24 protein-coding genes are annotated in these 23131 nt (G+C 71.5%); 12 read left to right on the top strand and 12 right to left on the bottom strand.

The window, feature by feature from the left end:
• Nucleotides 1-46: 46 nt before the first annotated feature.
• Genes JOM49_RS34000 through JOM49_RS33985 form a run of 4 tightly spaced genes read left to right on the top strand, consistent with a single transcriptional unit; the run spans nt 47 to nt 2980 of the window.
• Complete coding sequence (locus tag JOM49_RS34000) at nt 47-970, top strand: zinc-binding dehydrogenase (protein WP_209668245.1); 924 nt, start codon at nt 47-49, stop codon at nt 968-970.
• 32 nt (nt 971-1002) lie between these two features.
• Nucleotides 1003-1848: an SDR family oxidoreductase gene (locus tag JOM49_RS33995; RefSeq protein ID WP_209668244.1), complete on the top strand. Its 846-nt coding sequence runs from the start codon at nt 1003-1005 to the stop codon at nt 1846-1848.
• Nucleotides 1845-2387 carry a carboxymuconolactone decarboxylase family protein gene (locus JOM49_RS33990; protein WP_209668243.1) on the top strand — a complete coding sequence of 181 codons (543 nt, stop codon included), beginning with the start codon at nt 1845-1847 and terminating at the stop codon, nt 2385-2387. The genes JOM49_RS33995 and JOM49_RS33990 overlap by 4 nt, the downstream gene beginning before the upstream one ends.
• Nucleotides 2384-2980 (top strand): TetR/AcrR family transcriptional regulator, encoded by a 597-nt coding sequence (locus tag JOM49_RS33985; RefSeq protein ID WP_209668242.1) that lies wholly within the window; start codon nt 2384-2386, stop codon nt 2978-2980. Before JOM49_RS33990 ends, JOM49_RS33985 begins: the two co-directional genes overlap by 4 nt.
• Here the strand turns inward: JOM49_RS33985 and JOM49_RS33980 are convergent.
• Nucleotides 2977-3351 carry a hypothetical protein gene (locus tag JOM49_RS33980; protein ID WP_209668241.1) on the bottom strand — a complete coding sequence of 125 codons (375 nt, stop codon included), beginning with the start codon at nt 3349-3351 and terminating at the stop codon, nt 2977-2979. The genes JOM49_RS33985 and JOM49_RS33980 overlap by 4 nt on opposite strands.
• A gap of 809 nt (nt 3352-4160) precedes the next feature.
• Here JOM49_RS33980 and JOM49_RS33975 point away from each other — a divergent pair.
• The gene (locus JOM49_RS33975) at nt 4161-4757 is read left to right on the top strand and encodes a maleylpyruvate isomerase family mycothiol-dependent enzyme (protein WP_209668240.1); all 597 of its coding nucleotides are present in this window, start codon (nt 4161-4163) and stop codon (nt 4755-4757) included.
• Here the strand turns inward: JOM49_RS33975 and JOM49_RS33970 are convergent.
• Entirely contained in the window at nt 4754-5080 is a 327-nt protein-coding gene (locus JOM49_RS33970; protein WP_209668239.1) for a MerR family transcriptional regulator, read from the bottom strand. The genes JOM49_RS33975 and JOM49_RS33970 overlap by 4 nt on opposite strands.
• Nucleotides 5081-5271: 191 nt before the next feature.
• Here JOM49_RS33970 and JOM49_RS33965 point away from each other — a divergent pair, with 191 nt between their 5' ends.
• Both JOM49_RS33965 and JOM49_RS33960 read left to right on the top strand, forming a co-directional pair.
• A complete protein-coding gene (locus tag JOM49_RS33965) occupies nt 5272-5703 on the top strand; it encodes an Hsp20/alpha crystallin family protein (protein WP_209671937.1) in 432 nt (143 codons plus the stop codon).
• 66 nt (nt 5704-5769) lie between these two features.
• Entirely contained in the window at nt 5770-6216 is a 447-nt protein-coding gene (locus tag JOM49_RS33960; protein WP_209668238.1) for a DivIVA domain-containing protein, read from the top strand.
• Between the two features lie 3 nt (nt 6217-6219).
• Here JOM49_RS33960 and JOM49_RS33955 read toward each other — a convergent pair whose 3' ends face one another.
• From JOM49_RS33955 to JOM49_RS33935, 5 genes are all read right to left on the bottom strand, one after another.
• A complete protein-coding gene (locus JOM49_RS33955; RefSeq protein ID WP_209668237.1) occupies nt 6220-6849 on the bottom strand; it encodes an NAD(P)-binding protein in 630 nt (209 codons plus the stop codon).
• Nucleotides 6850-6961: 112 nt separating this feature from the next.
• Complete coding sequence (locus tag JOM49_RS33950; protein ID WP_209668236.1) at nt 6962-8071, bottom strand: family 2 encapsulin nanocompartment cargo protein terpene cyclase; 1110 nt, start codon at nt 8069-8071, stop codon at nt 6962-6964.
• Nucleotides 8072-8078: 7 nt separating this feature from the next.
• The gene (locus JOM49_RS33945) at nt 8079-8930 is read right to left on the bottom strand and encodes a geranyl diphosphate 2-C-methyltransferase (RefSeq protein ID WP_209668235.1); all 852 of its coding nucleotides are present in this window, start codon (nt 8928-8930) and stop codon (nt 8079-8081) included.
• A 259-nt stretch (nt 8931-9189) separates the two neighbouring features.
• On the bottom strand, nt 9190-9858 hold the full coding sequence (locus tag JOM49_RS33940; RefSeq protein ID WP_209671935.1) for a VOC family protein: 669 nt from the start codon (nt 9856-9858) through the stop codon (nt 9190-9192).
• The gene (locus JOM49_RS33935; RefSeq protein WP_245369563.1) at nt 9859-11412 is read right to left on the bottom strand and encodes a PQQ-binding-like beta-propeller repeat protein; all 1554 of its coding nucleotides are present in this window, start codon (nt 11410-11412) and stop codon (nt 9859-9861) included.
• A gap of 83 nt (nt 11413-11495) precedes the next feature.
• Between JOM49_RS33935 and JOM49_RS33930 the strand changes: the two genes are divergently transcribed.
• Both JOM49_RS33930 and JOM49_RS33925 read left to right on the top strand, forming a co-directional pair.
• On the top strand, nt 11496-12059 hold the full coding sequence (locus JOM49_RS33930; protein ID WP_209668234.1) for a TetR/AcrR family transcriptional regulator: 564 nt from the start codon (nt 11496-11498) through the stop codon (nt 12057-12059).
• Nucleotides 12059-13606 (top strand): alpha/beta fold hydrolase, encoded by a 1548-nt coding sequence (locus JOM49_RS33925; protein WP_209668233.1) that lies wholly within the window; start codon nt 12059-12061, stop codon nt 13604-13606. Before JOM49_RS33930 ends, JOM49_RS33925 begins: the two co-directional genes overlap by 1 nt.
• A gap of 47 nt (nt 13607-13653) precedes the next feature.
• On the opposite strand, the gene JOM49_RS33920 is transcribed toward JOM49_RS33925, so the two are convergent.
• Both JOM49_RS33920 and JOM49_RS33915 read right to left on the bottom strand, forming a co-directional pair.
• Nucleotides 13654-14379, bottom strand: a complete 726-nt coding sequence (locus JOM49_RS33920; RefSeq protein ID WP_209668232.1) for a S1 family peptidase — start codon at nt 14377-14379, stop codon at nt 13654-13656.
• A 236-nt stretch (nt 14380-14615) separates the two neighbouring features.
• Nucleotides 14616-15023 (bottom strand): hypothetical protein, encoded by a 408-nt coding sequence (locus tag JOM49_RS33915; RefSeq protein ID WP_209668231.1) that lies wholly within the window; start codon nt 15021-15023, stop codon nt 14616-14618.
• A 131-nt stretch (nt 15024-15154) separates the two neighbouring features.
• On the opposite strand from JOM49_RS33915, the gene JOM49_RS33910 reads away from it, so the two are divergent.
• The gene (locus tag JOM49_RS33910; protein WP_245369562.1) at nt 15155-15733 is read left to right on the top strand and encodes an LURP-one-related family protein; all 579 of its coding nucleotides are present in this window, start codon (nt 15155-15157) and stop codon (nt 15731-15733) included.
• A 22-nt stretch (nt 15734-15755) separates the two neighbouring features.
• Here the strand turns inward: JOM49_RS33910 and JOM49_RS44225 are convergent, their stop codons facing one another.
• On the bottom strand, nt 15756-16490 hold the full coding sequence (locus JOM49_RS44225) for a helix-turn-helix transcriptional regulator (RefSeq protein WP_308158964.1): 735 nt from the start codon (nt 16488-16490) through the stop codon (nt 15756-15758).
• Between the two features lie 36 nt (nt 16491-16526).
• Here JOM49_RS44225 and JOM49_RS33900 point away from each other — a divergent pair, with 36 nt between their 5' ends.
• Both JOM49_RS33900 and JOM49_RS33895 read left to right on the top strand, forming a co-directional pair.
• Nucleotides 16527-16892, top strand: a complete 366-nt coding sequence (locus JOM49_RS33900; RefSeq protein WP_209668229.1) for a DUF4345 family protein — start codon at nt 16527-16529, stop codon at nt 16890-16892.
• 27 nt (nt 16893-16919) lie between these two features.
• The gene (locus tag JOM49_RS33895) at nt 16920-17453 is read left to right on the top strand and encodes a GNAT family N-acetyltransferase (RefSeq protein WP_209668228.1); all 534 of its coding nucleotides are present in this window, start codon (nt 16920-16922) and stop codon (nt 17451-17453) included.
• Here the strand turns inward: JOM49_RS33895 and JOM49_RS33890 are convergent.
• Both JOM49_RS33890 and JOM49_RS33885 read right to left on the bottom strand, forming a co-directional pair.
• Entirely contained in the window at nt 17450-18232 is a 783-nt protein-coding gene (locus JOM49_RS33890) for a hypothetical protein (protein ID WP_209668227.1), read from the bottom strand. The genes JOM49_RS33895 and JOM49_RS33890 overlap by 4 nt on opposite strands.
• Before the next feature lie 13 nt (nt 18233-18245).
• A complete protein-coding gene (locus JOM49_RS33885) occupies nt 18246-22979 on the bottom strand; it encodes an RHS repeat-associated core domain-containing protein (RefSeq protein ID WP_209668226.1) in 4734 nt (1577 codons plus the stop codon).
• Nucleotides 22980-23131: the final 152 nt, after the last annotated feature.

The raw sequence follows: 23131 nt of genomic DNA, 5'->3' as shown, positions 1-23131 counted from the left end.
CTTGTAGGCTAATGCCACTGAGTGGCACTTAGCGAGGAGTGAACCTATGCGTGCTCTGCTGGCCGATCCCGCCGCACCCGGCGGCCTCCGCCTGGGCGAAGCCCCCGAGCCGGTGCCCGCGCCGGGCCAGGCGCTGGTCCGGGTGTCCGCGACCTCGCTGAACAGCGGCGAAGTCCTCGGCATGCTGCCCGAAGCGCCACCTGGCGCGGTGCTGGGCTGGGATGCCGCGGGCGTGGTCGAACAGGCCGCGGCCGACGGTTCGGGCCCGGCCGCGGGCACCCCGGTCGTCACCATGGGAATGGCCGGGGCCTGGGCCGAACTGCGGGCCGTGGACACGGAACTGATGGGGGAGGTGCCCGCCGGAGCCGACCTCGGCGCGATCAGCACCGTGCCGGTCGCCGGGGGGAGCGCGTTGCGCGCGCTGCACCGCGCCGGGCCGATCCTGGGCAGGCGGGTGCTGATCACCGGGGCGACCGGCGGGGTCGGCCGGTACGCCGTGCAACTGGCTCGACGTGGTGGCGCGCACGTGATCGCTTCGACCGGGAACCCGGACCGGCACGGGGAAAGCCTGCGCGCGCTGGGCGCGCACGAAGTGGTCGACGGCCCGGCCGCGGTCGGCGGCCTGGTCCACGCGGTGCTCGACATGGTCGGCGGCGCCCAGCTCGTGCAGGCCTACGACAAGCTGGCCGAACACGGCACGCTCGTCTCCGTCGGGCGGTCGTCCGGGGCCGGCGAGGTGTTCCCGTACGGCGCGTTCGAAGGCATGGGCAGGCACGACCGCTCGATCACCTCGTTCTTCCTGCCCAACCACACCGGTCTGGGCGCCGACCTGGCCTGGCTCGCGAGCTTGGTGGCGGCCGGTGAACTGGACCCGCACATCGCCTGGCGCGGCAGCTGGGCCGACGCGGCGGAAGCCATCGACGCCCTGCGGGCACGGCGGCTGTCCGGCAAAGCGGTGCTCGAATATTGACGAACACCGGTGTTCGTCAATAACGTCGGGCGATGGACCTGGCCGGGAAACACGTGCTGATCACCGGCGCGGCGAGCGGCATCGGCCGGGCGACGGCCCGGCGCGCGGCCGCCGCCGGTGCCCGGCTCTACCTCACCGATCTCAACGCGCCGCTGCTGGCGGAGGCGGCGGGGGAGATCCGGGACGCCGGTGGCGCGGTGGTGCTCGCCGAGCCCGCCGACCTCACCAGCCTGGCCGAGGTCAGCGGGCTGGGGGAGCGGATCCACGCGAGCCTCGGGAGCTTGGATGTGGTGATGAACATCGCGGGCGTCTCCGCCTGGGGCACGGTCGACCGGCTCGAACACCGCCACTGGCGGAGCATGGTCGAGGTCAACCTGATGGGCCCGATCCACGTGCTCGAGACGTTCCTGCCGCCGATGGTCGCCGCGGGCCGGGGCGGGCACCTGGTCAACGTCTCCTCGGCCGCCGGGCTGCTCGGACTGCCGTGGCACGCGGCCTACAGCGCGAGCAAGTTCGGCCTGCGCGGGGTGTCCGAGGTGCTGCGGTTCGACCTGCGGGCGCACCGCATCGGGGTCAGCCTGGTCTGCCCCGGCGGGGTGCGCACCCCGCTCACCGAAACGGTGGAGGTCGCCGGGATCGACACGGCGAACCCGCGCTGGGTGCGCCTGCGGGACGGGTTCCGCCGGCACGCGGTGACCCCGGAGCGGGTGGCCGCGGCGATCCTGCACGGCGTGCGGCGCAACCGGTACCTCGTGTTCACCTCACGCGACATCCAGGCGATCCACCTGCTGCAACGGCTCTTCCCGCCGGGGTACGCGCTGCTCATGCGCGCGGCGAACTTTGCCATGCGGCGCCTGCTGCGGACGGCCGTCTCGTGACCGGGCCGCGGATCACGCCGGGCGGCCGCGGCGAGGTCGGCCTGTTCGCGTGGGCGTTCGCCAGGATCAGCGGCCGCGTCACCGGCACCACCCCGCCGAAGCTGTTCCTGACGATGGCGCGGCGGCCGGCGTTGTTCCGCGGCTGGCTGCGGTTCGCCGGGCGGCTCATGCCCGGCGGCAAGCTGCCGCGGCGGGACACCGAACTGGTCATTCTGCGCGTGGCCCACCTGCGGCGGTGCGCGTACGAATTCGAGCACCACCGGCGGCTCGGCGCGCGCGCCGGTGTCACGGCCGACGACCTGAGCCGCATTCAGGCGGAATTAGACGAACCGGGCTGGACGCCGCGCGAACGCGCTTTGCTGGGTGCGGTGGATGTCCTGGTGGCGCACCGGAATCTCGACGACGACACGTGGGCCGGCCTTCGCGCGCACCTCGACGAGGCTCTGACGGTGGAATTCCTGTTGCTGGTCGGGCATTACGACATGCTGGCCACGTTCCTCACCACGCTGCGCATCGCCCCGGACGGTCCCCGGCGGTGACTCCGGCGCGGCTGCCGAGCGGGCGGCACCGGCTCAGCCGGGAAGAGGTGACCGGCGCGCAGCGTGCCCGGATGCTGCGCGCGGCCGCCGACGTGATGGCCGAACACGGTTATCCCGGCACGACGGTCGCCGCCATCATCAAGCGGGCGGGTGTGTCGCGGGAGACCTTCTACCAGCAGTTCCCGAACAAACAGGCGTGCTTCATCGCTGCCCTCGAGTACGCGATCGACCTGCTGGCCACCTCGGTGACCCCGGCGGGCAGCGGTCTGGCGCAGTTCGACCGGTTCGTCGGCGACTACCTCGGCATCCTGGCGGAACACCCGGCTGTCGTCAGGCTCTTCCTCATCGAGACGTACGCCGCGGGCCCGGAAGCCATGCGACGCAGGCTGGAACTGCAGCAGCACTTCGTCGAACTGCTCGTGGAAATCTTCGGTGCGCGATCACCGCGTGAGCGGTTCGCCTGCCAGGCGCTGGTCGGCTCGATCGTCTCGCTGGTCACCGCACGGTTCGTCGAGGACGACCTCGGCGGCCTGCGTGCCCTGCACGAGCCGATCGTGGCCCTGGCGCGCGACCTGCTGCCTGGGGTGTCCTAAGAGGACGGAGGGGCGAGCCAGCCGTGCAGCACCAGGACCCGGCAGCGGCGGTCGACCACCGCCCGCAGCCGCTGGTCCGCGCGGTGCGCCTGGAACCGGGGCTCCGACATCAGCAGCACCAGCCGCTGCGGCTCCGGTGCCTTCACCGCGGCCGCGCACATCGCCCCCACCGACCGGAAGCGGCGCGCGATCGGCACGTCGAGGTCGCGGGCGCCGGTCAGGCCGATGTCGGTGAAGGTGCCCGCCGCCCACACCGCGGTCGCGTCCGCGGGCAGCTGGACGCGCAACTGACTGGGCTTGCAGCACCCCACCTCGCTGATCCGGACGACGCGTTCGGGCACCGGGTTGGACTGACGGAACGACCAGGGCACGTCGAGGCGACCTCCTGAGCAGCGTCGGCGCATGCGCACGAGCAGGGTACGGCGGCCCCCACCCCCCACCCCGCGAACCCCACACTCCAGCATCCGAAACCCACGTTCACGCACCCGAACCCCACACTCACGCACCCGAACCCCACACTCCAGTATCCGAACTTCACGTTCAGGCACCCGAACCTCACACCCAGGCCCCCGAAACCCACGCTCAGGCCCTCGAAACCCACGCTCAGACACCCGAATCCCACGTTCACGCAGCCGAACCCCGCGTTCCGGCACCCGACTCCACGTGCAAACCCCGCCCGAGCCCACGGTCAGGCTCCCGAACGCCACACCCAGGCACCTGAACTGCACACTCAGGCACCTGAACTTCACGTTCCGGCACCCGAGTTCCGCATTCGAGGAGCCGAACTCCACGTTGGCGGGCGGGCGAGTGTTCGGTGCGCGCAGTCGCCTCCCACATGCCGGGCACGAATCCCGCGCTCGCGGCGGATCTGAACGCAGAATTCAGGTGCCCGAATGCGGGGCTCGCAGGTCCGAACGTGGGACTCGGCTGCCTGAACGTGGGACTCGCCTGCGCGAACGTGGAGTTCGGCTGCCTGAGTGTGGATCTCGACTGCGCGAACGTACGACTCGACTGCCCGAGTGCGGAACTCGGATGCGCGAACGTGTGGTTCAGCTGCGCCAATGTGGGGTTCGGGTGCGTGAGTGTGGGGTTCGGGTGCCTGGGTTTGGGGGTGGGTGTCTTTTTGGGGGATGGGTGTTCGTGGTTGGGGGGTACGGGTGGCGAGGATGAGGGAGCGGTTATGCGACGCGAACAGATCATGGGCTGGGTCAAGGACGAGCGGCTGGGGCTCGCCGACCTTCTTGAGGGGCTCAGTCAGCAGGAATGGGACGTGCAGTCCCTCTGCGAAGGCTGGACCGTGCGTGACGTGGCGGCGCATCTGTCCCTGTCCACGCGCATGACGATCCGCCTGTCCATCAGGGGCGCCATCCGCGCCCGCGGCAACGTGCACCGCATGTTCGACCTTCTCGCCCGCGAGCGTGCGAGCCAGTTCACGCCGCAGGAGCTCGTGGCCCAGATCCGCGAGACGGCGGGGTCGACGCACCTCACGCCGGGTGCCAGCCCGCTGGATCCGCTGATCGACATGCTGGTCCACGGCCAGGACATCGCCCGCCCGCTCGGCAGGCCGCGGCCGATGCCGCTCGACGCGGCCGTCGCCGCGCTGGATCATGCCTGGAACAGCCGGTTCTACGGGGCGCAGAGGCGCCTGCGCGGCCACCGGCTCATCGCCACCGATCGGGAGTGGGCCGGGGGAGCGGGCCCGGAGGAGATCCGCGGGCCGGTCGCCGATCTGTTGTTGCTGGCCACCGGGCGGAAGCTCCGGGCACCCGCCAGCTAGGCCGAGGGCCCGGTTCGACGGTCGAGTTCGGCGCGCAGGGCGCCGATCTCCTCCTGCGCCGCGGTCAGCTCGTCTTCGAGGCCGGCGATGCGCGCCGCCGCCTGGAGGGTGTGGCCCTGGTCGAACAACTCCCGCAGCCGCGCGGCCTGTTCCAGCTGCCTGCGGGAGTACCGCCGGTGCCCGCCGGTCGAGCGCTCGGGGCTCACCACGGCGGCGGTGTCCAGGCTGCGCAGGAAGGCGACCTGCACGCCGAGCAGTTCCGCGGCCTGCCCCGTGGTGAACGCCGGGAAGTCCTGGTCGTCGAGCCTGCGCAGATCTGGCACAACTCCTCCTTCCGTAGCAGCCCAATCACCTTAAGGTCAGCAGCCAGTTGACACAACCTGCAGTGCGCGCTACATATTTAGGCGTGACCACTACCGGGTCCGCGAAGTCCCGGGAACATAAAACTTGAGTCCGGCGTTAGCAAGGACGACACGCCTCCCACCCGGGGGGCGCCGGAAGGAGGACCATCATGATGTTGCTGCGCACCGACCCGTTCCGTGAGTTCGACCGGCTCACCCAGCAGTTCTTCGGCTCCCCCGGCACGAAGACCCGGCCCGCCGCGATGCCGATGGACGCCTACCGGGCCGGCGATGACTACGTCGTGGAGTTCGACCTGCCCGGCGTCAGCGCGGAGTCCATTGACCTCGACGTGGAGCGCAACGTGCTGACCGTGCGGGCCGAGCGCGAGACCCGCTTCGGCGACGACGTGGAGGTCAGCGTGTCCGAGCGGCCGCGCGGGGTGTTCAGCAGGCAGCTGTTCCTCGGCGACACCCTCGACACCGACCGCATCGAAGCCGACTACCACGGCGGCGTGCTGACCCTGCGCATCCCGGTCACCGAGCGGGCCAAGCCCCGCAAGATCACCGTCGGTTCGCGGGACGAGACCAAGCAGATCGACGCCTGACCCCACCCCGCACACCGCCCCGGTCGCCACCACGCGGCCGGGGCCCGGCTGTCACTGGACACGAGGATGTTCCACACCACCCTGCTCGGATACGACCGGCTCGAAGTCGACGACCACCTGCGGCAGGCCGAACTGGCCCACGCGCGACTGGCGGACGAGCGCGACGCCGCCGGGGCGCGCTGCCGCGAACTGGAACGCCGCCTCAACGCGGCTCATCACGAGAACACCGGCTTGCGGGAGCGCATAGAGCTGTTGCAGCGCCAGCCGATCGACGCCGCCGCGTTGCAGGAACGGTTGCGCGGCATGCTCGACGTCGCCCGTGAAGAAGCCGACGAACACCTGGCCGCCGCCCGCGCGCAGGCCGCCCGCGAACTCGAAACCGCCCGCCGCGAGGTCGCCGAACTTCAGCGGCTGCGTGATCGGCTCCGCGACCAGCTGCACCAGGCGAGCGAACTGCTCGAGGCCGACCTGCACACCGATCCGCCCGCGCCCCCGCGACTGGTCGCCGCCTGACGCTCAAGGACCGTGGGCCGCGCCTCGCCGCATGATCATGATCCGGTCACCCGCGGCGAGGCGGAGCGCTTCGGCGTCGGCGCCCAGGTGCCGCACCCCGCTCCGCAACACGCCGACCGCGCTGGAATCGCACTCCCGCAGGGAAAGCCCGATCTCCGAGGACTGCACCGGCCGCGACTGCACCAGCCAGCCCGGTCCGGCCTGTGGTCCGGGCGCGACGCGGCGGCCGAGCACACCGGCGGCCAGCGCGGATCCCGCGGTGTCGGAGGAGATCACCACCTGGTCGGCGCCCCGGAGGAAGCCGACGTGCCCGCGGTCGTTGACGGCGGTGACCACGACGGCGTCCGGCACGCACAGCTCACGCGCGACCATGGTGAGGAAGACCGCGAGGGCGTCCGGCTGCACGGCCACGACGATGTGCCGCGCGCCGGCGATCCCGGTCAGGCGCAGGGTGGACCGGTCCGAGGCGTCCCCGAGCACGGCCCGCACACCCAGCCGCTCGGCTTCGGCGACGGCTGAACCACGCTGGTCCAGCACGACGAGCTGAGCGGCCTGCACACCGGTCGACATCAGCAAACGGGCCGCGGCGGCCCCGATGGCGCCGAACCCGATGATCACGGTGTGCCCGCTCACCGGGTTGCCCGCCTGTGTCGGCACATGAGGCGCGAGTAGATCGAAGTACACACGAACGGGTGAAGGGGTGACGGGGAATATTTACGTCTTCTTTGCGCTCGGCGTGGAGGGATCAGCTGCGGTAACGCGGATTGCGCGCGTGCCACTCGAAGCCGCCCGCCATCCAGTCGCGGACGCCGTCGAGGAAACGGTGCAGTTCCGGCGACGGCACGACCAGCAGTTTCTCGTGCCCCTCCCGGAAATCACGGACGATGGAGTTGTGCAGTTCGACGGTGGCTTCGGTGGCTTCCTCGATCGAGCAGTCCCGGTCGGCCGCGATCTGCAGCACCATGTTGCAGACGGGGTGCTCGTCGGCGGCGTCCTTCGCCACCGAGTGCAGGTCGTTGACCAGCACGCACGCCGTGCCCGCCTGCATCATCAGTTCCCGCACGCGCGGGTCGTAGTACAGGTGCGCCGGTAGTTCGTAGCCGCCGACCGCGTCGATCAGCGTCATCGAGGTGTAGAAGCTGTCGTGCTGGCGCGCGGCCAGGTACTCCCACGCGGGCGGGTAGGCACCGGTGTACCGCCAGGCCGCGTAGGCGTCCCACGAGACGAACATGGCGAAGGTCGAGTAGCAGACCCGCTGGACCTGCACGGCCGAACCGTGGCGGGAGAGGTGCCCGATCCCGGAGTTCAGCCCCACCAGGATCGGGTCCCGGCGCAGGGCTTCGTCGAGTTCCCTGGTGAACTCGCCCGCCGGGGCCACCGGGTCCATCGCCGCCATCACCAGCGCGAGCCGCGGCGGCAGTTCGGTCGGCGCGGCACCGAGTTCGCTGTCGTCGGCGTAGTAGTCGTCGGCCGCCCACCAGGCGGCGTTCAGCTGTGCGGCGATGAGCAGGTGGTCGGGGTCGTCGGAATCCGGGTGGGCGAGCATGACCAGCCTGCCGAAGCCGGCGTGGGCGATCTGCTCCAGGCCCGCGCCGGTGAACCCGCAGTCCACCGCCCAGGCGACCAGCCGCCGGTCGACCTCTTCGGCGAGCGCTTCGTCGTCACGCCGCAGCACCGGGCAGTGGAGGGGCGACGCGCTGCCGTCGCCCCAGGGCATGTCGGCGTACCCGGGCGCGGGCGCGGCGGCGGGCGCGGCGGCCGGCTCGAGGCGGGCCGCCAGCACCCGCGCCGCCGAGGTGCCCAGGCCGGACGGCCCGGACAACACGGCGGCGAGCGCGGAATCGGTGTCGGTCATCGAGCGGTCAGACCCGGTCGGCCGCGATGAGCAGGTAGTGGAAACTGCCCTCGCGGTAGGCGGTGAGGAACGGGTCCTCGATACCGGTGGCGACCGAGGACTTCGCGCGCAGTTCCCAGTACGGGATCGCCGCCGCGGTCAGGTCGACCACGTTGATCGGCACGAACCCGTTGACCGCCAGTGCCTTGAAGTAGTCGCCGCGGGCGTGGATGTTGCAGATGTAGTGCTGGTCGATCTGGCTGACCGCCCGCGAACGGCCGCCGGTCACGTCGTTGTAGCACCCGGTGATGGTCACGTACCGGCCGCCGGGGGCGAGCTGGCGGGCGTGCTCGGCGAACAGCTCGGTCAGGTCGACGTACATGGTGGACTCGTTGTTCCAGATCCCGGCGAACGCGCCGGATTCGAACCCGGTGTCCAGCATGTTGCGCTGGTGGTAGGCGACGTGGCTGTCGACCCCGAGGTGGGCGGCCTGGGCGTTCGCGAAATCCACCTGCTGGCGCGAAAGCGAGACGCCGTCCACCCGGCAGCCGAAGCGCCGGTGCGCCATCACGCTGGTGCCGCCGCGGCCGCAACCGGCGTCGAGCAGGCGGTCCCGGGGTTTGATCGGGCCGAGGTGGTCGAGCAGCACGTCGGCCTGCGCGGTTTCGAGCCGGTGCATTTCGGCGATGATGGCCCGGTCCCGGGTTTCCGGCGGGGTGTCGAGCACGGCCGGGTCGTAGGCACCGAGGCCGTAGTGGTGGTGGTAGAGGCCGTCGATTTCCCCGAGCCGGAGATTGACCGGGTCCTTCTCCCTGTCCCAGTAATCAGCGATCGACTGCTGATAGGCGGTGCGCACGACGGGACGGTCCAGAGAAGTCATTCCAGCGGCTCCTTAAAGCTAACAGCTCTAGTATGCTAGATGTTTTTTCCCGGGGATGATCGTTCGAACACGGTGTAACGCTAGACGTGGCTTCTTGGTCAATACAAGGCGGCCGCGCACGGTTCACTCAGCGGTGGACACGGTGGGGCGCGGGCTGCCTGCATGGCCTAACGGACCCGTCGGCTGATCAGTACCGGCAGCCGCTCAAGCGGGGCGATGGCACCAAGAAATCTCTCGAACGGCTGAAGGGTCCTGACTGTCAGTGAAAGACGATCGCGGTGCCGAGTGCCCCGGCGGCCGGGACGAAGAGATCGCCGGAGGGCGTCCGGTGCGCGGCGATCCCGTTGTCCAGCAGGGATTCGCCGGTGGTGTCGAGGTCGCGCACGGCCACGGTGCAGGCGACGAGCGCGGGCAGGGCGGCGGGGCGCTCACCCGGCAGCAGGGCCGCCAGGCCGGATTCGGGCACGATGATCAGCCGCGCGCCGGCGAGGTCGAACACACGCGTGCCGGGCCGTCCGGCCTGGCCGGACGGCCGAGGTAGCGCCCGTACCGCGCGGTCGTGTTCTCGAGTTCCTCGTCCGCGACGCAGAGCACGGCGCCCACGAGGTCCTGCGCGCCGTTGGGTGCGCCGACTGCCGGGTGTGTTCACGCCGCCGTGCCCGACTCCGGCCGCGCTCAGCCGGGCGGCGGCCGCGTCGATGTCCGGTGCCGAAAACATGAGGATGTGCAGGCCTTCGAAACGCGCCAGATGCGCCGCCAGTCCGGCGCTGGTGGCGGTGACGCGCTCGACGAGTCGCGGCAGTACGTCGGGTGGCGCCTGCAATGGAACCAATTTCGCGTCGGCGGGAATTCGGTCACCTTCACGCACGATGGTCGCGAATTCGAGGAAATTGCGCGGGAAATCGGCATGGGCGTTGGCCGCGCCAATCTAGGGGAAACCGAGGACCGGCGTGGCACCGGCGCGGACGACGACCAGTGCGCCGGGGGCCGGGACGAGCGCGTGGCGCCGGGTCCCGGAAAGCAGGCTGGGGGCGACTTCGGCGAGGGCGGGCCAGGCCACCGGAACGCTCAGCGCCGGGCTGCTGTCGAGGGCCTGGCGATGGAGAAAAGGGCCACTCGGTCCCGAGCACAGGCGCCAGTAGGCCGTCTCCGTGGTGGCGTGCGCGAGGCGGGAGCCGCAGGCGGCGAGGTCGACGGGAACGCCGTTTCCCACGCTGGCGCTGAGGGTTTCGCCGTTCTCCGTGCGTTCCAGCAAGGGTGACGGACCGAGCTCGACCCGTGCCGGAACCCGACTGTCCAAAGTGGACTTCACCGCGCCGGTGCGAGCGTCCAGCAGGACATCGGCGGCGGCCTGGGTGTGCCGCAGGCTCAGCGACAGGGTTTCCCCGCCGGGCGAGGAGTGCAGGAAGTAGTCCGTGCGTTTCTCGGATGGGCCGCTGACCGGCAACCGGAATTCCCAGCGTTGCACGCCGGTGCGCTCGTCCAGTCCGAGCACGGCGATGTGGTCGTCGCAGCGCAGCGGGGCCAGCACCACGTCGCGGCCGCTCGCGGGCAGCGCGAACGGCGAATCGCAGCTGTCCGGGGCCGACCACGTCCAGAGTCCCGCGCCGGTGCGCAACTCCACCGCCTCGATGCGGAAGTCGTCTTCGCCCTGGTAGACGGCCTTCGGCAGGACGCCGGCCGTCGGGGCGAGCTGGTCGGCGTCGCCGAGGACCTCGTCGAGCAGGCCGTCGTGCACGGCCGCGCCGGTGAACGCGTCCAGCACCACCAGGTGGTGGCTGCCGGTGTCGCGCCCGCCGCCCGGCGCGAACGAGGCGAGCAGCAGCGCGCGATCCGGGGTGGCCACCAGCGCGCGCACGTGGGCGCCGGGGCGGGCGTAGGTCCAGCGCACGGCGCCGGTCGGGCCGTCGAGCCCGGTGATGTCGCCGCCCGATCCGGCGACCGCCACGCCCGTGCCCGCCGCGACCACCTCGCGCACGCCGGTGGGGGAGGTCCACGACCAGGGATCGCCGGACACGTGGTCCGCCAGCGGTGCCGCCGGTGCCGGGCCGGCCGTGACCGAGCGCACCGGCAGGCCGGGTACGACGGTCACCGCCGTGACGGTTCCGGCGGCCAGGACGAGCACCAGTGGCACGGCGGGCCACCGGCGCGACCGGTCCAGTGCGAGGGCGGCGGCGGCGACCGCGACCACGGCGGCGACCGCGAGTACTCCGGTCGAGCTGCCCGGCGTACCGCTGCGCAGGTCGCCGGCCAGGCAGTACACCGCCCAGGCCGCGGCCGCCGCGGCCAGCCCGAGCGCGGTCCACCGGCTCGCCCGCGACCTGCCGAGCGCGAGCAGCGCCACGGCCGCCACGGCCGCCGCGACCAGCACGCCGTCGAGATCCGGCCAGTCCGGCCGGATGGCGTCGCCGGGCAGCAACAAGGCCACCACCGCACAGGCGGCGGCGAGCGCCGCGACCACCGCACCCATCATCGGCGTCATCCTCGCACGACCATCCCCGCCACCGTGGCCGATCGAAGACCACTCGGTTGCGGAAATTATGTAGATCGGTCTAGTTTGGGCTCGTGAACAAAGGCGAGGAAACACGGGCACGGCTGGTCGGTGCGGCACGGGAGCTGGTGGAGGCGAAGGGGTACCACGGCACGGGGCTCAACGAGGTGCTCGCCGTGGCGGGCGCGCCGAGGGGTTCGCTCTACCACCACTTCCCCGGCGGGAAGGACCAGCTGATCGGGGAAGCGCTGACCACGGCCGGTCAGGAGGTCGACGCCCTGCTGGCGGAGCTGACGGCCTCGGCGGTGACGGTGGGCAGGCTGGTGCACGCGTTGCTGGAGGCGCTCGCCGAGCGGATGGTGGCCGCGGACTACGCCAAGGGCTGTCCGGTCGCGACGGTGGCGCTCGAAGTCGCCGGGTCGGGCGGCAGCCTCCGGGAGCTGTGCGGCGACATCTACGCGGGCTGGCAGCAGGTACTGGTCCACGCACTCGAAGAGGCTGGTCACGAACCGGCGGAGGACCTGGCGGCGACGGTGCTCGCGTTGATCGAAGGCGCGTTGCTGCTCGCCAGGGCCGCCCGCAGCCGGGTGCCCATCGAGCGGACCGGCCGCCGCATCGACGTTCTGCTGGGGTCCTGATGGACGTGGTGTTCGGCGCGACGGGTTTCCTCGGCCGGTGGACGGTGCTGCACCTGCTCGGCCGGGGCCGGCGGGTCGCGGCGGTGGTGCGCGACCCGGGTGGACTGAGCGACTGGCTGGTGGACCACGGCGCGGACGTCGAGCGCCTGCTGTTCGTGGCCGGGGACATCACGGCCGGTCCGGGGCTCGGACTGAGTGCCGAGGACGACGAACGGCTCGTGGGCGCACGCGACGTGTTCAACGTCGCCGCGCGCTACCGGTTCGGCCTCAGCCGGGAAGAAGCGCAGGCGGTCAACGTCGATGGCGCGGTGAACGTCCTCCGGTGGGCCGGAACCAGGCCGGAGCTGCACGGCCTGGTCCACGTCTCCGGCTACCGCGTCGGACTCGATCCGGAGCCGCGCTGGCCGCTGCCCGAAGCCGAACTGGCGGAGTCGTACCGCAGCAAAGGGGCGTACGAAGGGTCCAAGACCGAGGCGGACGCGGCCGTGCGCGTGCTCGCCGCCCAGCTCGGGATCCCGCTGACCGTGGTGAATCCGAGCAGTGTCATCGGGCATTCGGCCACCGGTGAGGCCGGGCAGTACCTCGGCCTGGCCGACCTGGTCCGGCAGCTCTGGACGGGCAAGCTCCCCGCCCTGCCGGGCACCGCGCGGACCTTCGTGCCGGTGGTGACCGTGGACCACTTCGCCGAGTTCCTGGCCACCCTGACCGAACCCGGTGGCAGGCACTGGGTGCTCGACGAGCACACGCCGAACCTGCCGGAACTGGTGCGGCTGCTGGCCGGGCACCTGGGCGTTCCGGCGCCGAAGCTGCGGGTGCCGGTCGGCCTGGTGCGCCGCCTGCCCACCGCGGTGACCGGCGCCGACCCCGAGACGCTGACCTTCCTGACCGAGGACCGGTACGACACCGAGTCGGCCAAGGTCGTCGGTCCGCCGCACCCGCCGGTGGAGTCCGCGTTGCGCCGCTGGGCGGATCGCTTGGTGGCGGACGGGTTCGGCGCGGCACCGGCTCCGGTGCCGGGTGGATTCGAGGACGTCGGTGGTGCCAGAACCTACGTCGCGGGGGAGCGGAACACGCCGGAAGTCGTGCTGTTGAACGGACTTTCCGCCGATGACCGGATGTGGCAGGACGTGCACGGGCAGGCCTCGGCGTTGCTGGCCGACCTTCCCGGGCTCGGCCGGTCGGGCCGGGCCACGGTCGAGCCGGAGGACTGGCTCGCCGAGCTGCTCGCTCCGGTCCGGAGCAGACCGGTTCTCGTCGCGCATTCGGTCGCTGCCGCCCCGGCCCTCCGGTACGCCGCCGCGCATCCCGGCGGGATCGCGGGCGTGATCCTGGTATCGCCCCCGTTCCTCGAGGACACACCGTTGGAGCTTCGAGTGGGCCGGAACAGCCGGGCCGGTGCCGCCCGCAGCGAGCGCCGGTGGGCGCGGGCGGCGGACGATCCGGCCGAACGACGGGTTCTGCGGGCGCTGGCAACGGAAATCGGCGCCCTCACGACGCCGGATCCGGCTCAGCTCCCCGCGCTCGTCCGGCGCTTCGCGGACGCCTGAAAGGTGCCACCTCGGCGGGGGTCGGCCGCCGAGGTGGCCCGTGCCGGTCAGACGCCGGCGACCTGGGAGATCCAGCTGCGGTACCGGGTGATGTTCGTGTACGCGGTGTTGTTGGAGCGGTCGCTCGTGGAGGCGACGCCGACCTGGCGGCCGGAGGCGAACATCGGGCCGCCCGAGTCACCGCCCGCGGTGATGCCGTCGATCCGGTTGGCGCACACCGAGACGCCGCCGTAGTAGTCGCTGCAGTTGACCGAGTTGACCCGCACGTTGGCGTACTTCAGGTAGCGGGACTGGCAGTTGATCTCCGAGCCGCACTGGCTGGTCGCGCCCCAGCCGTAGACCTGCACGGTCTGGCCGGTCGAGACGTCGGCGGTGGTGCCGAGCGGGGAGTAGGTGGCGTTGACCGCGGTGGTCAGCCGGACGATCGCCAGGTCGGCGGAGCCGGGGTAGCGGGTGATCGTGCTGCCGGTGGCCATCGTGCCGCCGGTGGTCTGGTCCAGGCTGCCGACGCGGAAGGTGTAGGTGCCGCTGCCGCTCACGCAGTGCTTCGCGGTGAGGATGTACTGCGGCGCGATGATCGTCGAGGTGCAGGTCTGCCTGCCGTTGAGGAACAGCCGGGCGGCCCACGGGCCGCTGGTGGCGTGCTGGCCGCCGATGATGAACGGCTGCACCCCGGTGGTGGGTTCGTCCGCGGCGACGGTGGTGGGCGCGATCATCCCGAGCAAAGCCAGCAAAGCGCTGCCGAGCAGGACGGCCAAAGAGCGCAAGCGCATGATTCCGACTCGTTTCTGCGGCCGTGGTGCGACCGCGTGGGGGAGAGGGGGATGCGCTCATTCTGTGACCGGCCGCGGAAGCCGGGTAACCGACGAAAGTCGGGTGGTCCAGACCAGAGATACCTAATTTACCGGTGTTATGCCTGCGGTGTTATGGGTACCGTTGCGCCATTCGGCGGAGGGGGTCCGGAAAAGGGGAAAGCCCGCGCGTGCGGCGGGCTTTTCGTGCTCGGGGATCAGTCGGGGAGGTGCTCCGGGGTGAGTTCGTGGCCCGGCTCGGCCGGGGTGCGGCGCTGTCGCTTGAGCCGCGCTTCCCAGCTGTGGCGCTCGCCCCCGGTGAGTTCACGGGCGCGGGCCACGTACTCGCGGAAGACCTCGTAGTAGGTGTCGTCGTAGTCCTCGACCACCTGGAACGTCCAGCGTCCCGGAAGGACGTTGCGCCCGAGCAGTTCGCGCTCCAGGTCGGCGGCCAGGTCGTGGTGCCCGGCCCGGCGCAGGGCGTCGATGCCCTCTTCCAGTGCGAAGTCGGCGGTGCCGGTGAGCTGGTGGAAGGTGTAGAGGGCGCCCCGGGCGCGCTCGATCGTCTCGAAGGCGGCGCTGATCTTGCCGACGGCTTCTGCGGTGGCCGGTGACTGGTCGGTCATGATCACCGGGTACCCCGGCGGCCGCCGGTTCAACGCACCGGCCGGGCCAGGCCGACACCACGCCCGTGTTACACCGCGTGAGAACCGGGACTACCATCCGGGTGACCACCGACACATCCGGGGGAGACACCTTGAACCATTCCGCCTTGCACATGCACCAGAAGGTCACCTTCGCGGTGAACCGCTACGAGATCTTCGCCGACAACAATGGCGAACCGGGCCCGCTGATCGCCTTCGTCGAGCAGAAGCGGCTCAAGTTCAAGGAGGAGGTGACGATCTACACCGACTCCACCAAGCGCACCGTGCTGGCCGCGTTCAAGGCCCGCAAGGTGATCGACCTGGGCAGCGGCTACGACGTCACCGACGCCGACGGCCGGTCGATCGGCCTGTTCCGCAAGGACTTCGGCAAGTCGCTGCTCAACTCCACCTGGCACCTCGACCAGGCGGGCGCCGGCACGGCCACCGGCAGCGAGCGCAGCCAGGGCATCGCCGTGCTGCGGCGGGTGTGGAACTTCCTGCCGATCATCGAGAACATCCCGTTCCCGTTCCGCTACCACTTCGACTTCGTGCGCGACGGCAAGCCGGTGTTCAGCGTCGACAAGAAGACCTGGCTGCGCGACCACTACCGGATCGAGATCGCGGACGCCGAGGTGGACCGCCGCCTGGTCATCGCGCAGGCCGTGGCCGTGGACGCGCTGCAGTCACGCTGACCGGCGCGGGGGTGCCTGCTGATCACGGCCGGTCGAGCACGACGAGGCGCGTGGCCGGGGTCAGCAGGCGGGTGGCGCTGAGGCCGAACATGGTGCGGAAGCTGTCGCTGAAGTGACCGGGTGAGGCGAAACCGGCGTCGACGGCGGCGGTGGTCAGGGTGTGGCCCGCGCTGACCGCCGCGCCGACGTGCTGCATCCGCGCCCACAGGCGGTAGCGGCGGAAGCTCGTGCCCGTGTGCGCGGAGAACAGGTGCTGGAGTCGCGAGGCCGACAGGTTCACCGCCTTCGCCACCTCCGCCACGCTCAAGCGGCCTTCGCGGTCGGCACGCAGGAGCCGGAGCGCGGCACTGATCCGCGCGTCGGCGAGCTCGGTCAACGGTGAGAGCAGGGGCAAGCGGCCGCCGCGGGCTTCCTCCGCGAGGACGAGTTCGTCCCGGTGTCCGATGTGGACGGAGTCGAGCGCGGTCATCCGAGCCCGCAAGCCGTCCAGCCACGCCGTGCTCGGATCGCGGTAGAGGAACAACATCCGCCCGCCCGCGGACTCGAGGTGGTTCGGCGTGCGCGCGGGGATCAGGGCGCTGCGCACGCCCGGTTCGCCGTTGATGGTGAACGGCGCGTCGAGGCCCAGCGCGAAGCAGTGCACCGAGCCCGAGTGCTCCCGCAGCCGGAGCGACGGCCCGAGGTAGGCCGCCCGCCCGAGACCGACCCACACCGTCGCCTCGGCGCAGCACGTTTCCGGAAGCGCCACGTCGTTCACCGCCCGCATGGTGGCACACGACGAACAGGAGCGTGCATGACGACGATCGTGCCCATCGGGGTGGCCGCCTTCTTTCTAGCGATGGGCGCCTACGCCCTCGCCGCGCCGGCGGCGCTGGTGCGCCCCTTCCGCATCACCGCCGACACGCCGGAAAGCCGGTCCGAGGTCCGGGCGGTCTACGGCGGGTTCGGCCTCGCCGTCGCCGCCGTGCTCGTGCTCGCCGTGGTCGACGGCGGGGAGTTCCGCCGCGGGGTGGTGGTCACCGTCGCGCTGGCGCTGGCCGGGATGGCCGCCGGACGGGTCGTTTCCCGGCTCGTCGACAAAGCCACTCGCTTCTACCCGATCTGGTTCTACTTCGGCGTCGAGGCGGTGGCCGCCGGGCTGTTGCTTTGGACGGCTTGAGGGCGCACCCGCGCTAGGGTCGACGGGGTGCTGACTGGAGAGCTGGTGCGCCTGCGGGCGCTGGAGCCGTCCGACGCCGAAGCGCTGTACCGCTGGAACGAGGACCCGGAGGTCGGCCGCTGGATGATCAACGAGTACCCGCTGTCGCTCGCGCAGGTGACCGAACACTGCGCACAACGGCGGCACAACACCTACGGCGACCTCAGCCTGTGCGTCGAGACGCTGGCGGAGCGGCGCGCGATCGGGCTGGTGTCACTGACCGGCGCCGAACCCGAGTCCGGGCGGGCCGACCTGGACGTCTACCTGGGCGAAGCGGAGTTCCGCGGTGGCGGGTACGGCACGGACGCCGTCCGGGTGCTCTGCCGGTACGGCTTCGACGCCATGCGCCTGCACGGCATCAGCCTGTGGGTGGTCGCGGAGAACACCGCCGCCTACCACGTCTACCGCAAACTCGGCTTCGTCGAGGAGGGGCGGAAGCGGGAGAGCTTCCGCCGCGACGGCCGGTGGCACGACGAGATCCTGATGAGCGTCCTCGAAGGCGAACTGGTCGAACCCAGCTAGCGCTCCGAAATCGCTTCGTCGACCGCTTCACGGGCCCCGGCGTCGCCGACCGACTTGAGGTACTCGGCGAAGGTCGCGCTGACCTGCGTCTTGCCCCGAGCCACGACCGCCGCCAAGTGGGTGGTGGTGCGCACCGAAGCGTCCACCCGCGCCAGCTCCATGCCGAGTTCGACCGCGAGCGACTCGTCCACCACGGTCGCCGCCGCGATCAGGTCGGCGAGCTGGGTGCCGAGGTCGAAGGACGGCCGCGGGCCGTCGGTGAGCCGCCGGATCCCGCGGCGGACCACCTCGGGCAGCAGGTCGAGCACCGGGGGCAGGCTCTTCGCGTTCAGCGCGAAGGCCAGCCGCCAGTCGAAGTACTGCTCGTCGGCGATGGCGAGCAGCGCGCGCAGCGCGGCCAGCCGGTCCGCTTCCGTGCCCTTCGCCTCGGTGAGGTCCTCGCTGAGGTACATGGTGCCGGCGAGGTGGGCGAAGGTCTCGTCGACCGAGTAGCGGTGGTCGGTCAGCGCGCCGTGCCACACCACCTGGTCCGACTGGGCGGCCGCGGCCGCCACGGCCGCGTACCCCTCGCGCTCGGCCCAGGAAGCCAGGGCGCAGCAAGCCAGGAACCGGTCGTACGGATCGGCGGACTCGTCGCCGAGCACCGCGCGCAGCGGCTCGATCCGCGCGGTGTAGCGGGGATCGTCGAACGCTTCGGTGATGACGTCGTCCGGGTCCTCGACCGGCTTCCCGTCGAAGTCGGTGAAGAGCAGCTCACGGATCGGGGAACCCACTGGCATCGTCCCATCGTACTCAGGCATTGGCCGGCCCATCGATGTACTGCTTGGGCACCACGCCCTTGATCAGCCATTCTTCGTCGCGCCGGGTGTTCAGCATGGCCTGCACGTCTTCGAGCAGCTTCTTCGACTTGCCCTTGCTCAGGCCCTGGTCGTCGACGAACTTCTGGACCTCCTGCGGGGTGGCGTTCGGCTTGAGGTCCACGTCGACCTTGCGGCCCGCGGTCTTGTCCAGATTCTCCTGGATGCTGTCCTGCACCTTCTGCGGGGACAGGACTTCGACGTCCTTCACCTTGCCCGAGGCGATGTCGGCCTGGAGCTTGTCGTGGTCGATCTTGATCTCCTGGCCGCCGTAGACCTTGCCGTCACCGCCCTCCACGCTGAACGAGGTGTACGGGCTGTTCGCCTTGGCTTCCTTGCGCTTGCCGCCGAGCACGTGCTCGCGGGGCGTGGTGGCGCCGTTGGGGTTGGCGGGCACCAGGTTGCCGTCGGCGTCCAAATGCGACTTGCGGATGCCGCTGGGGTTGGTCTCGGACGGGAAGTTGTCGTCGCGGCGGACCAGCTTGGGGTTGCTCGACGACGGGTTGGTCGAGCCCGGGCTGTTGTTCCCGACGTTGGCCGGGTCGTTGCCCGCGCCACCGCGCGGCGGCACGTTGTTCGTGTTCGTGTCCGGCCCGCAGGTGGGCGAGGTCAGCCCCAGCGGGTCGGCGGCGCTGAGCGGGTTGCCGACGTAGGCCACCGGGTTCGGCGCCGGCCGCAGGCCGAGCGGGTCCTGGCTGGCGTACCGGCCGGTGGCCGGGTCGTAGTAGCGGTAGACGTTGTAGTGCAGCCCGGTTTCGGCGTCCTCGTACTGACCGGGGAAACGCAGCGGCGTACCGGCGCCGGGGGCCGGGAGCACCTTGCCCCACAGGGTGGACCGGCGGCGCCAGGCCACCGAGCCGTCGCCGCCGACGAGTTCGGTCGGGGTGCCGATCAGGTCGGTGACGATCGCGTGGAAGCGCTGGTCCACCTGCTCGCCGGTGGGCCGCACCTGCCGTTCGGACTGCGTGAGCGGCCGGTCCTCGTGCGGGTGGTGGTCCCAGGTCAGCACCTGGTGCCTGCCGTCGCCGGTGCGGTGGACCTGCTCGACCACGGCCGCGCCGTCCCAGCTGAACAGCACCTCCTCGGCCACCACGGGCCTGCCGTCCGGCCCGGGGGCCAGCCGCTGCTTGGCGATCCTGCGGCCGAGCGGGTCGTAGCGGTAGCACCACCGGGTGCCGTCGGGCGTGCGCACGGCGGTCATCCGGTCCAGCGAGTCCCAGGTGTACTGCCAGACGTCCTCGCCACCGGCGCGGTTCGGGCACCGGCGTGCGACCAGGCGTCCCTGCGCGTCGTACTGGTAGCTGACCGCACCGGCCCGGGTCAGGACGTTGCCGGTGTACTGGCGGGGGCCGCCTTCGGCACCGCCGGTCGATCCGGCGATGTTCCCGGCGGGGTCGTAGCGGTAGCTCTCGCGGCGGTCCGGGGCGGTGACCTCGGTGACCCGGCCCGCGGCGTCCAGCTGGAACCGGACCTCGCCGGTCGCCGAGTCCTGGACACCGGTGAGCTTGCCGTCCGGCCGGTAGCCGTAGCGGCGCTGCTGCACCACCCCGCCCGCCTGGGTGGTGATGGCCTGGGAAGCCAGGCGGTGCGCGGCGTCGAAGCTCTGGCCGAACACGACCGTGTTGTCGAGCCTGCGCTCGGTCTCCCGGCCCGCCGCGTCGTGCCCGAAGCGCAGCAGGTGCCCCGAAGTGGCCAGGGAAACCGGGTTCCCGGCCTCGTCGTAGGACCAGGTGCTGTCCACTCCGGACGGTGTGCGCCGGCGCATGCCGCGGCCGTCTTCGGTGTAGCTGAAGGAAACCGTGCGGCCGTTGACGGTCTCGGCGAGCACCCGGCCGTCCTCGTCGCGTTCGATGGTGAGGACCGAATCCGGGTTCGCGGCCGCGGCCAGTAGTCCGACGGGGTCGTAGGTGTAGCTGGTGTTCCCGGTCGGCGTCCGCCGCTCGATCGCGTTGCCGAGCAGGTCGTAGGCGTACTCGGTGACCTCGCCCAGCGCGTTGACCGAGCGCACGAGCTGCCCGGCGGCGTCGTAGGCGAAGCGCAGCACGCGGCCGTCGAAGTCGACCTCCTGGACCACCCGCCCGGCCGCGTCGTAGGTGTAGTGCCACACCAGACCGCGCGGATCGGTGACCGAGGTCAGCCGGAACTCGCGGTCGTAGCCGTAGGTCGTGCGCGCGCCGGTCTGGTCCACGCTCGCCGCGAGCAGGCCGAAGGCGCCGTACTCGCGCCGGGTGACCTGGCCGAGCGCGTCGAGGTGCTCGACCTCGTTGCCCTCGCTGTCGTAGCGCCACTGCTCACGGGCACCGGCCGCGTCCAGCCGCCACGAGCGCTTGCCCTCGACCGTCCAGCCCAGCTGGGACCGGCCGCCGGCCGCGTCGGTGACCAGGGTCGTCCGGCCGAACAGGTCCCGGTCGTGCCGCACCCCGCCCGCCGCTCCCGGCTCCGCCTGCTCGGGGTCGAAGGTGCCGGCCACGCCGACGCCCGGGCTCAGCGGGTCCGTGTCACCGGGGTAGGCGCGGCGCCAGATCCGGCCGTCCTGCTCCACGGTGATGGTGAGCACGTCGTCGTCCTGCGACACCCCGACCAGGGTGCCGTCGGGCCGGATGATCGCCAGCAGCGTGCCGTCGTCGTCGTATTCGTAGCGCGTGGTGCGGTTGAGCGGATCCGTGCGCGCCAGCAGCCGGTCGTACCGGTCCCACTCGAACCTCGTGGCGTTGCCGAGCGGATCGATCTCGCGCAGCGTCTGGTTGGCCTCATTCAGTTCGAAGACCGAGGTGTTGCCGACGGCGTCGGTGTAGGTGGTGACCAGGCGCTCGCGGTCGTAGGCGAAGGCGCCGTCGAGGAAGCCGTCCGCCCCGACGGTCCGCACGCAGCGGCCGTCGGCGTCGTAGACGTAGCGGTACCAGGTGCCGTTGCGGTCCTGCCAGCCGGTGACCCGGCCGTCGGTGTCGTAGTCGAAGCGCAGCGGGCGGCCCGAGGAGTTGACCACCTCGGTGAGCCGCCGGTCGCCGTCGTAGCCGTAGCCCGCGACCAGCACCCCGCCGTCGCGCTCGGGGTCGAGCATCCGGATCGCGGTGACGCGGCCGTCTTCGGCGTCCACGGCCACCTGCCGCCCGTCCGAGTGGACCAGGCGCGCGGGCACCCCGCCGCGGTATTCGAGGTCGACGCGGTTGCCCGCCCGGTCGGTGATCGCGTGCAGCGGCAGGCGGTTCCGGCCGCTCGCGGGGTGCGCGCGGAAGTGCAGGGTGTGCCCGGTGCGCGGATCGGTGAGCTGGTAGCCGCCGTCCGCGGTGGCGGTCAGCGGCCGTCGCGGCCCTTCGACCGGCAGGACCGGGCCCGCCGCCGAGGGCAGCGGGTACACCAGGATCATGCCGTCCGGCGAGAAGTAGCAGGCGCTGTCCGCGTCCAGCTCCAGCCGCTGGTCCACAGTGGACGCCCACGAGGGGCCGAAGAACTGCCCGGCGCGGTAGGACGACACGTGCGTGCGCTCGAGGCGCAGCAGGTCCGGCAGGTCCAGGTCGACCTGCTCGAGGATCATCTCGCCGGTGGCGATGTCGATCGGGTCCGACTTGCAGTTGCGGTCGGGACCCGGCACCGCGGTGTCCCGCGGCGGATCCGGCTTGGCCGCGGTCGGGGTGGTCGAATCCGGCTTGGGAGTCGGCTTGGGCGGCGGGGGTGTGGGGGTCGGTCCCGCGCCGCTCGGCGTGGTGTCCGGGGTGGTGTCCGGGCCCTTGGGTGCCGGGGGCGGCGGAGTGGGCGTCGGCGTCGGCGTCGGGGAGGCCGAGCCGGGCGTGGTGCTCTGGTCGGGTCCCTTGGGGCCCGGCGGCGGCGGGCCCGGCGTGCCGCTCGGCGAGGTGTCGCCGCCGCCCCTCGGAGTGCCTCCGCCATCCTTGACCGGCGGCGGAGCGTCCACCTTCGACGACTTGATGTTCTTCAGCGCCTTGGCGGCCTCGTCGAAGGAGTCGCCGAGCTTCTTCAGCAGCGGCGAGAGCTTGCTCATCGCCTGCACCAGCTTCTTCGTGATACTGGCGATCTTCGTGGCCGTCTTCGCGACGGCGGCCACCACCTGCGGCACCACCCAGGCCAGGCCGATGCCCAGGGTGAACAGCACCTGCAGGGCCCAGCTGATCATGTGCCCGACGAGCTCGGCGATGATGTCGCGGACCAGCGTGCGCACGGCGTCGACCACGGTGCCCGCGGTGCCGATCCCGTCCGAGGCGCCGGTGGCCGCGCTCTGCGCCGCCGTCAGCAGCGTGGCGGTGTCGGTGCCGCGGGAGCGGTAGGCGTCGCCACCGGGACCGGTCCAGCTCGCGGTGTCCTCGGCGACCATCTTGGCCAGGTCGGCGCTGATCGCGGTGAGCTCACCGGCGACGTTCTTCCAGGTCTCGGAGTGCGCCTTGATCTCGTCGGGATTGCCCGCCAGCGCGTCGAGCGCGTCGCTGAGCGGGCCGACGTGCTCCATCAGCCAGCCGACCCCGGCCGCGAGGATCGCGCCGAAGGGGTCCATCGCGGCCGCGGCGGCGTCCATCGCGGTGCCCACCGCGCCCAGGACCCCACCGGCCCAGTCCCCGCTGGAGATCGCCTTACTGGTCTCGTTCACCGATTCCAGCAGGGGGATCCCGGTGTAGGCCTTGGTGTCGTCCTTGGCCTCGGCCACCAACGGATTGCTCAAGACTGCCCAACTCCCGCGTGCTCGCCTGCTGTGATCGCCGGACGGGCCGGCGGCCACGGCAGTCAACACAGCGGCGGCGGGGCTGGTCACCCGTTCGGCCGATTATTGCGCGATCCCCCACCGAACGTTGCCCGTTCGGTCGCCGGGTGCGC

Origin of the sequence: Amycolatopsis magusensis, assembly GCF_017875555.1 — a bacterium.
GTDB classification, from domain to species: domain Bacteria; phylum Actinomycetota; class Actinomycetes; order Mycobacteriales; family Pseudonocardiaceae; genus Amycolatopsis; species Amycolatopsis magusensis.
This window is presented reverse-complemented; position numbering and strand designations above follow the sequence as displayed.

What these genes read in the sequence shown, in the direction of transcription:
- JOM49_RS34000 (WP_209668245.1), top strand. Translation starts at nt 47, where the DNA reads ATGCGTGCTCTGCTGGCCGATCCCGCCGCACCCGGCGGCCTCCGCCTG.
- JOM49_RS33995 (WP_209668244.1), top strand. Translation starts at nt 1,003, where the DNA reads ATGGACCTGGCCGGGAAACACGTGCTGATCACCGGCGCGGCGAGCGGC.
- JOM49_RS33975 (WP_209668240.1), top strand. Translation starts at nt 4,161, where the DNA reads ATGCGACGCGAACAGATCATGGGCTGGGTCAAGGACGAGCGGCTGGGG.
- JOM49_RS33965 (WP_209671937.1), top strand. Translation starts at nt 5,272, where the DNA reads ATGTTGCTGCGCACCGACCCGTTCCGTGAGTTCGACCGGCTCACCCAG.
- JOM49_RS33960 (WP_209668238.1), top strand. Translation starts at nt 5,770, where the DNA reads ATGTTCCACACCACCCTGCTCGGATACGACCGGCTCGAAGTCGACGAC.
- JOM49_RS33950 (WP_209668236.1), bottom strand. Translation starts at nt 8,071, where the DNA reads ATGACCGACACCGATTCCGCGCTCGCCGCCGTGTTGTCCGGGCCGTCC.
- JOM49_RS33945 (WP_209668235.1), bottom strand. Translation starts at nt 8,930, where the DNA reads ATGACTTCTCTGGACCGTCCCGTCGTGCGCACCGCCTATCAGCAGTCG.
- JOM49_RS33935 (WP_245369563.1), bottom strand. Translation starts at nt 11,412, where the DNA reads ATGACGCCGATGATGGGTGCGGTGGTCGCGGCGCTCGCCGCCGCCTGT.
- JOM49_RS33925 (WP_209668233.1), top strand. Translation starts at nt 12,059, where the DNA reads ATGGACGTGGTGTTCGGCGCGACGGGTTTCCTCGGCCGGTGGACGGTG.
- JOM49_RS33920 (WP_209668232.1), bottom strand. Translation starts at nt 14,379, where the DNA reads ATGCGCTTGCGCTCTTTGGCCGTCCTGCTCGGCAGCGCTTTGCTGGCT.
- JOM49_RS33915 (WP_209668231.1), bottom strand. Translation starts at nt 15,023, where the DNA reads ATGACCGACCAGTCACCGGCCACCGCAGAAGCCGTCGGCAAGATCAGC.
- JOM49_RS33900 (WP_209668229.1), top strand. Translation starts at nt 16,527, where the DNA reads ATGACGACGATCGTGCCCATCGGGGTGGCCGCCTTCTTTCTAGCGATG.
- JOM49_RS33890 (WP_209668227.1), bottom strand. Translation starts at nt 18,232, where the DNA reads ATGCCAGTGGGTTCCCCGATCCGTGAGCTGCTCTTCACCGACTTCGAC.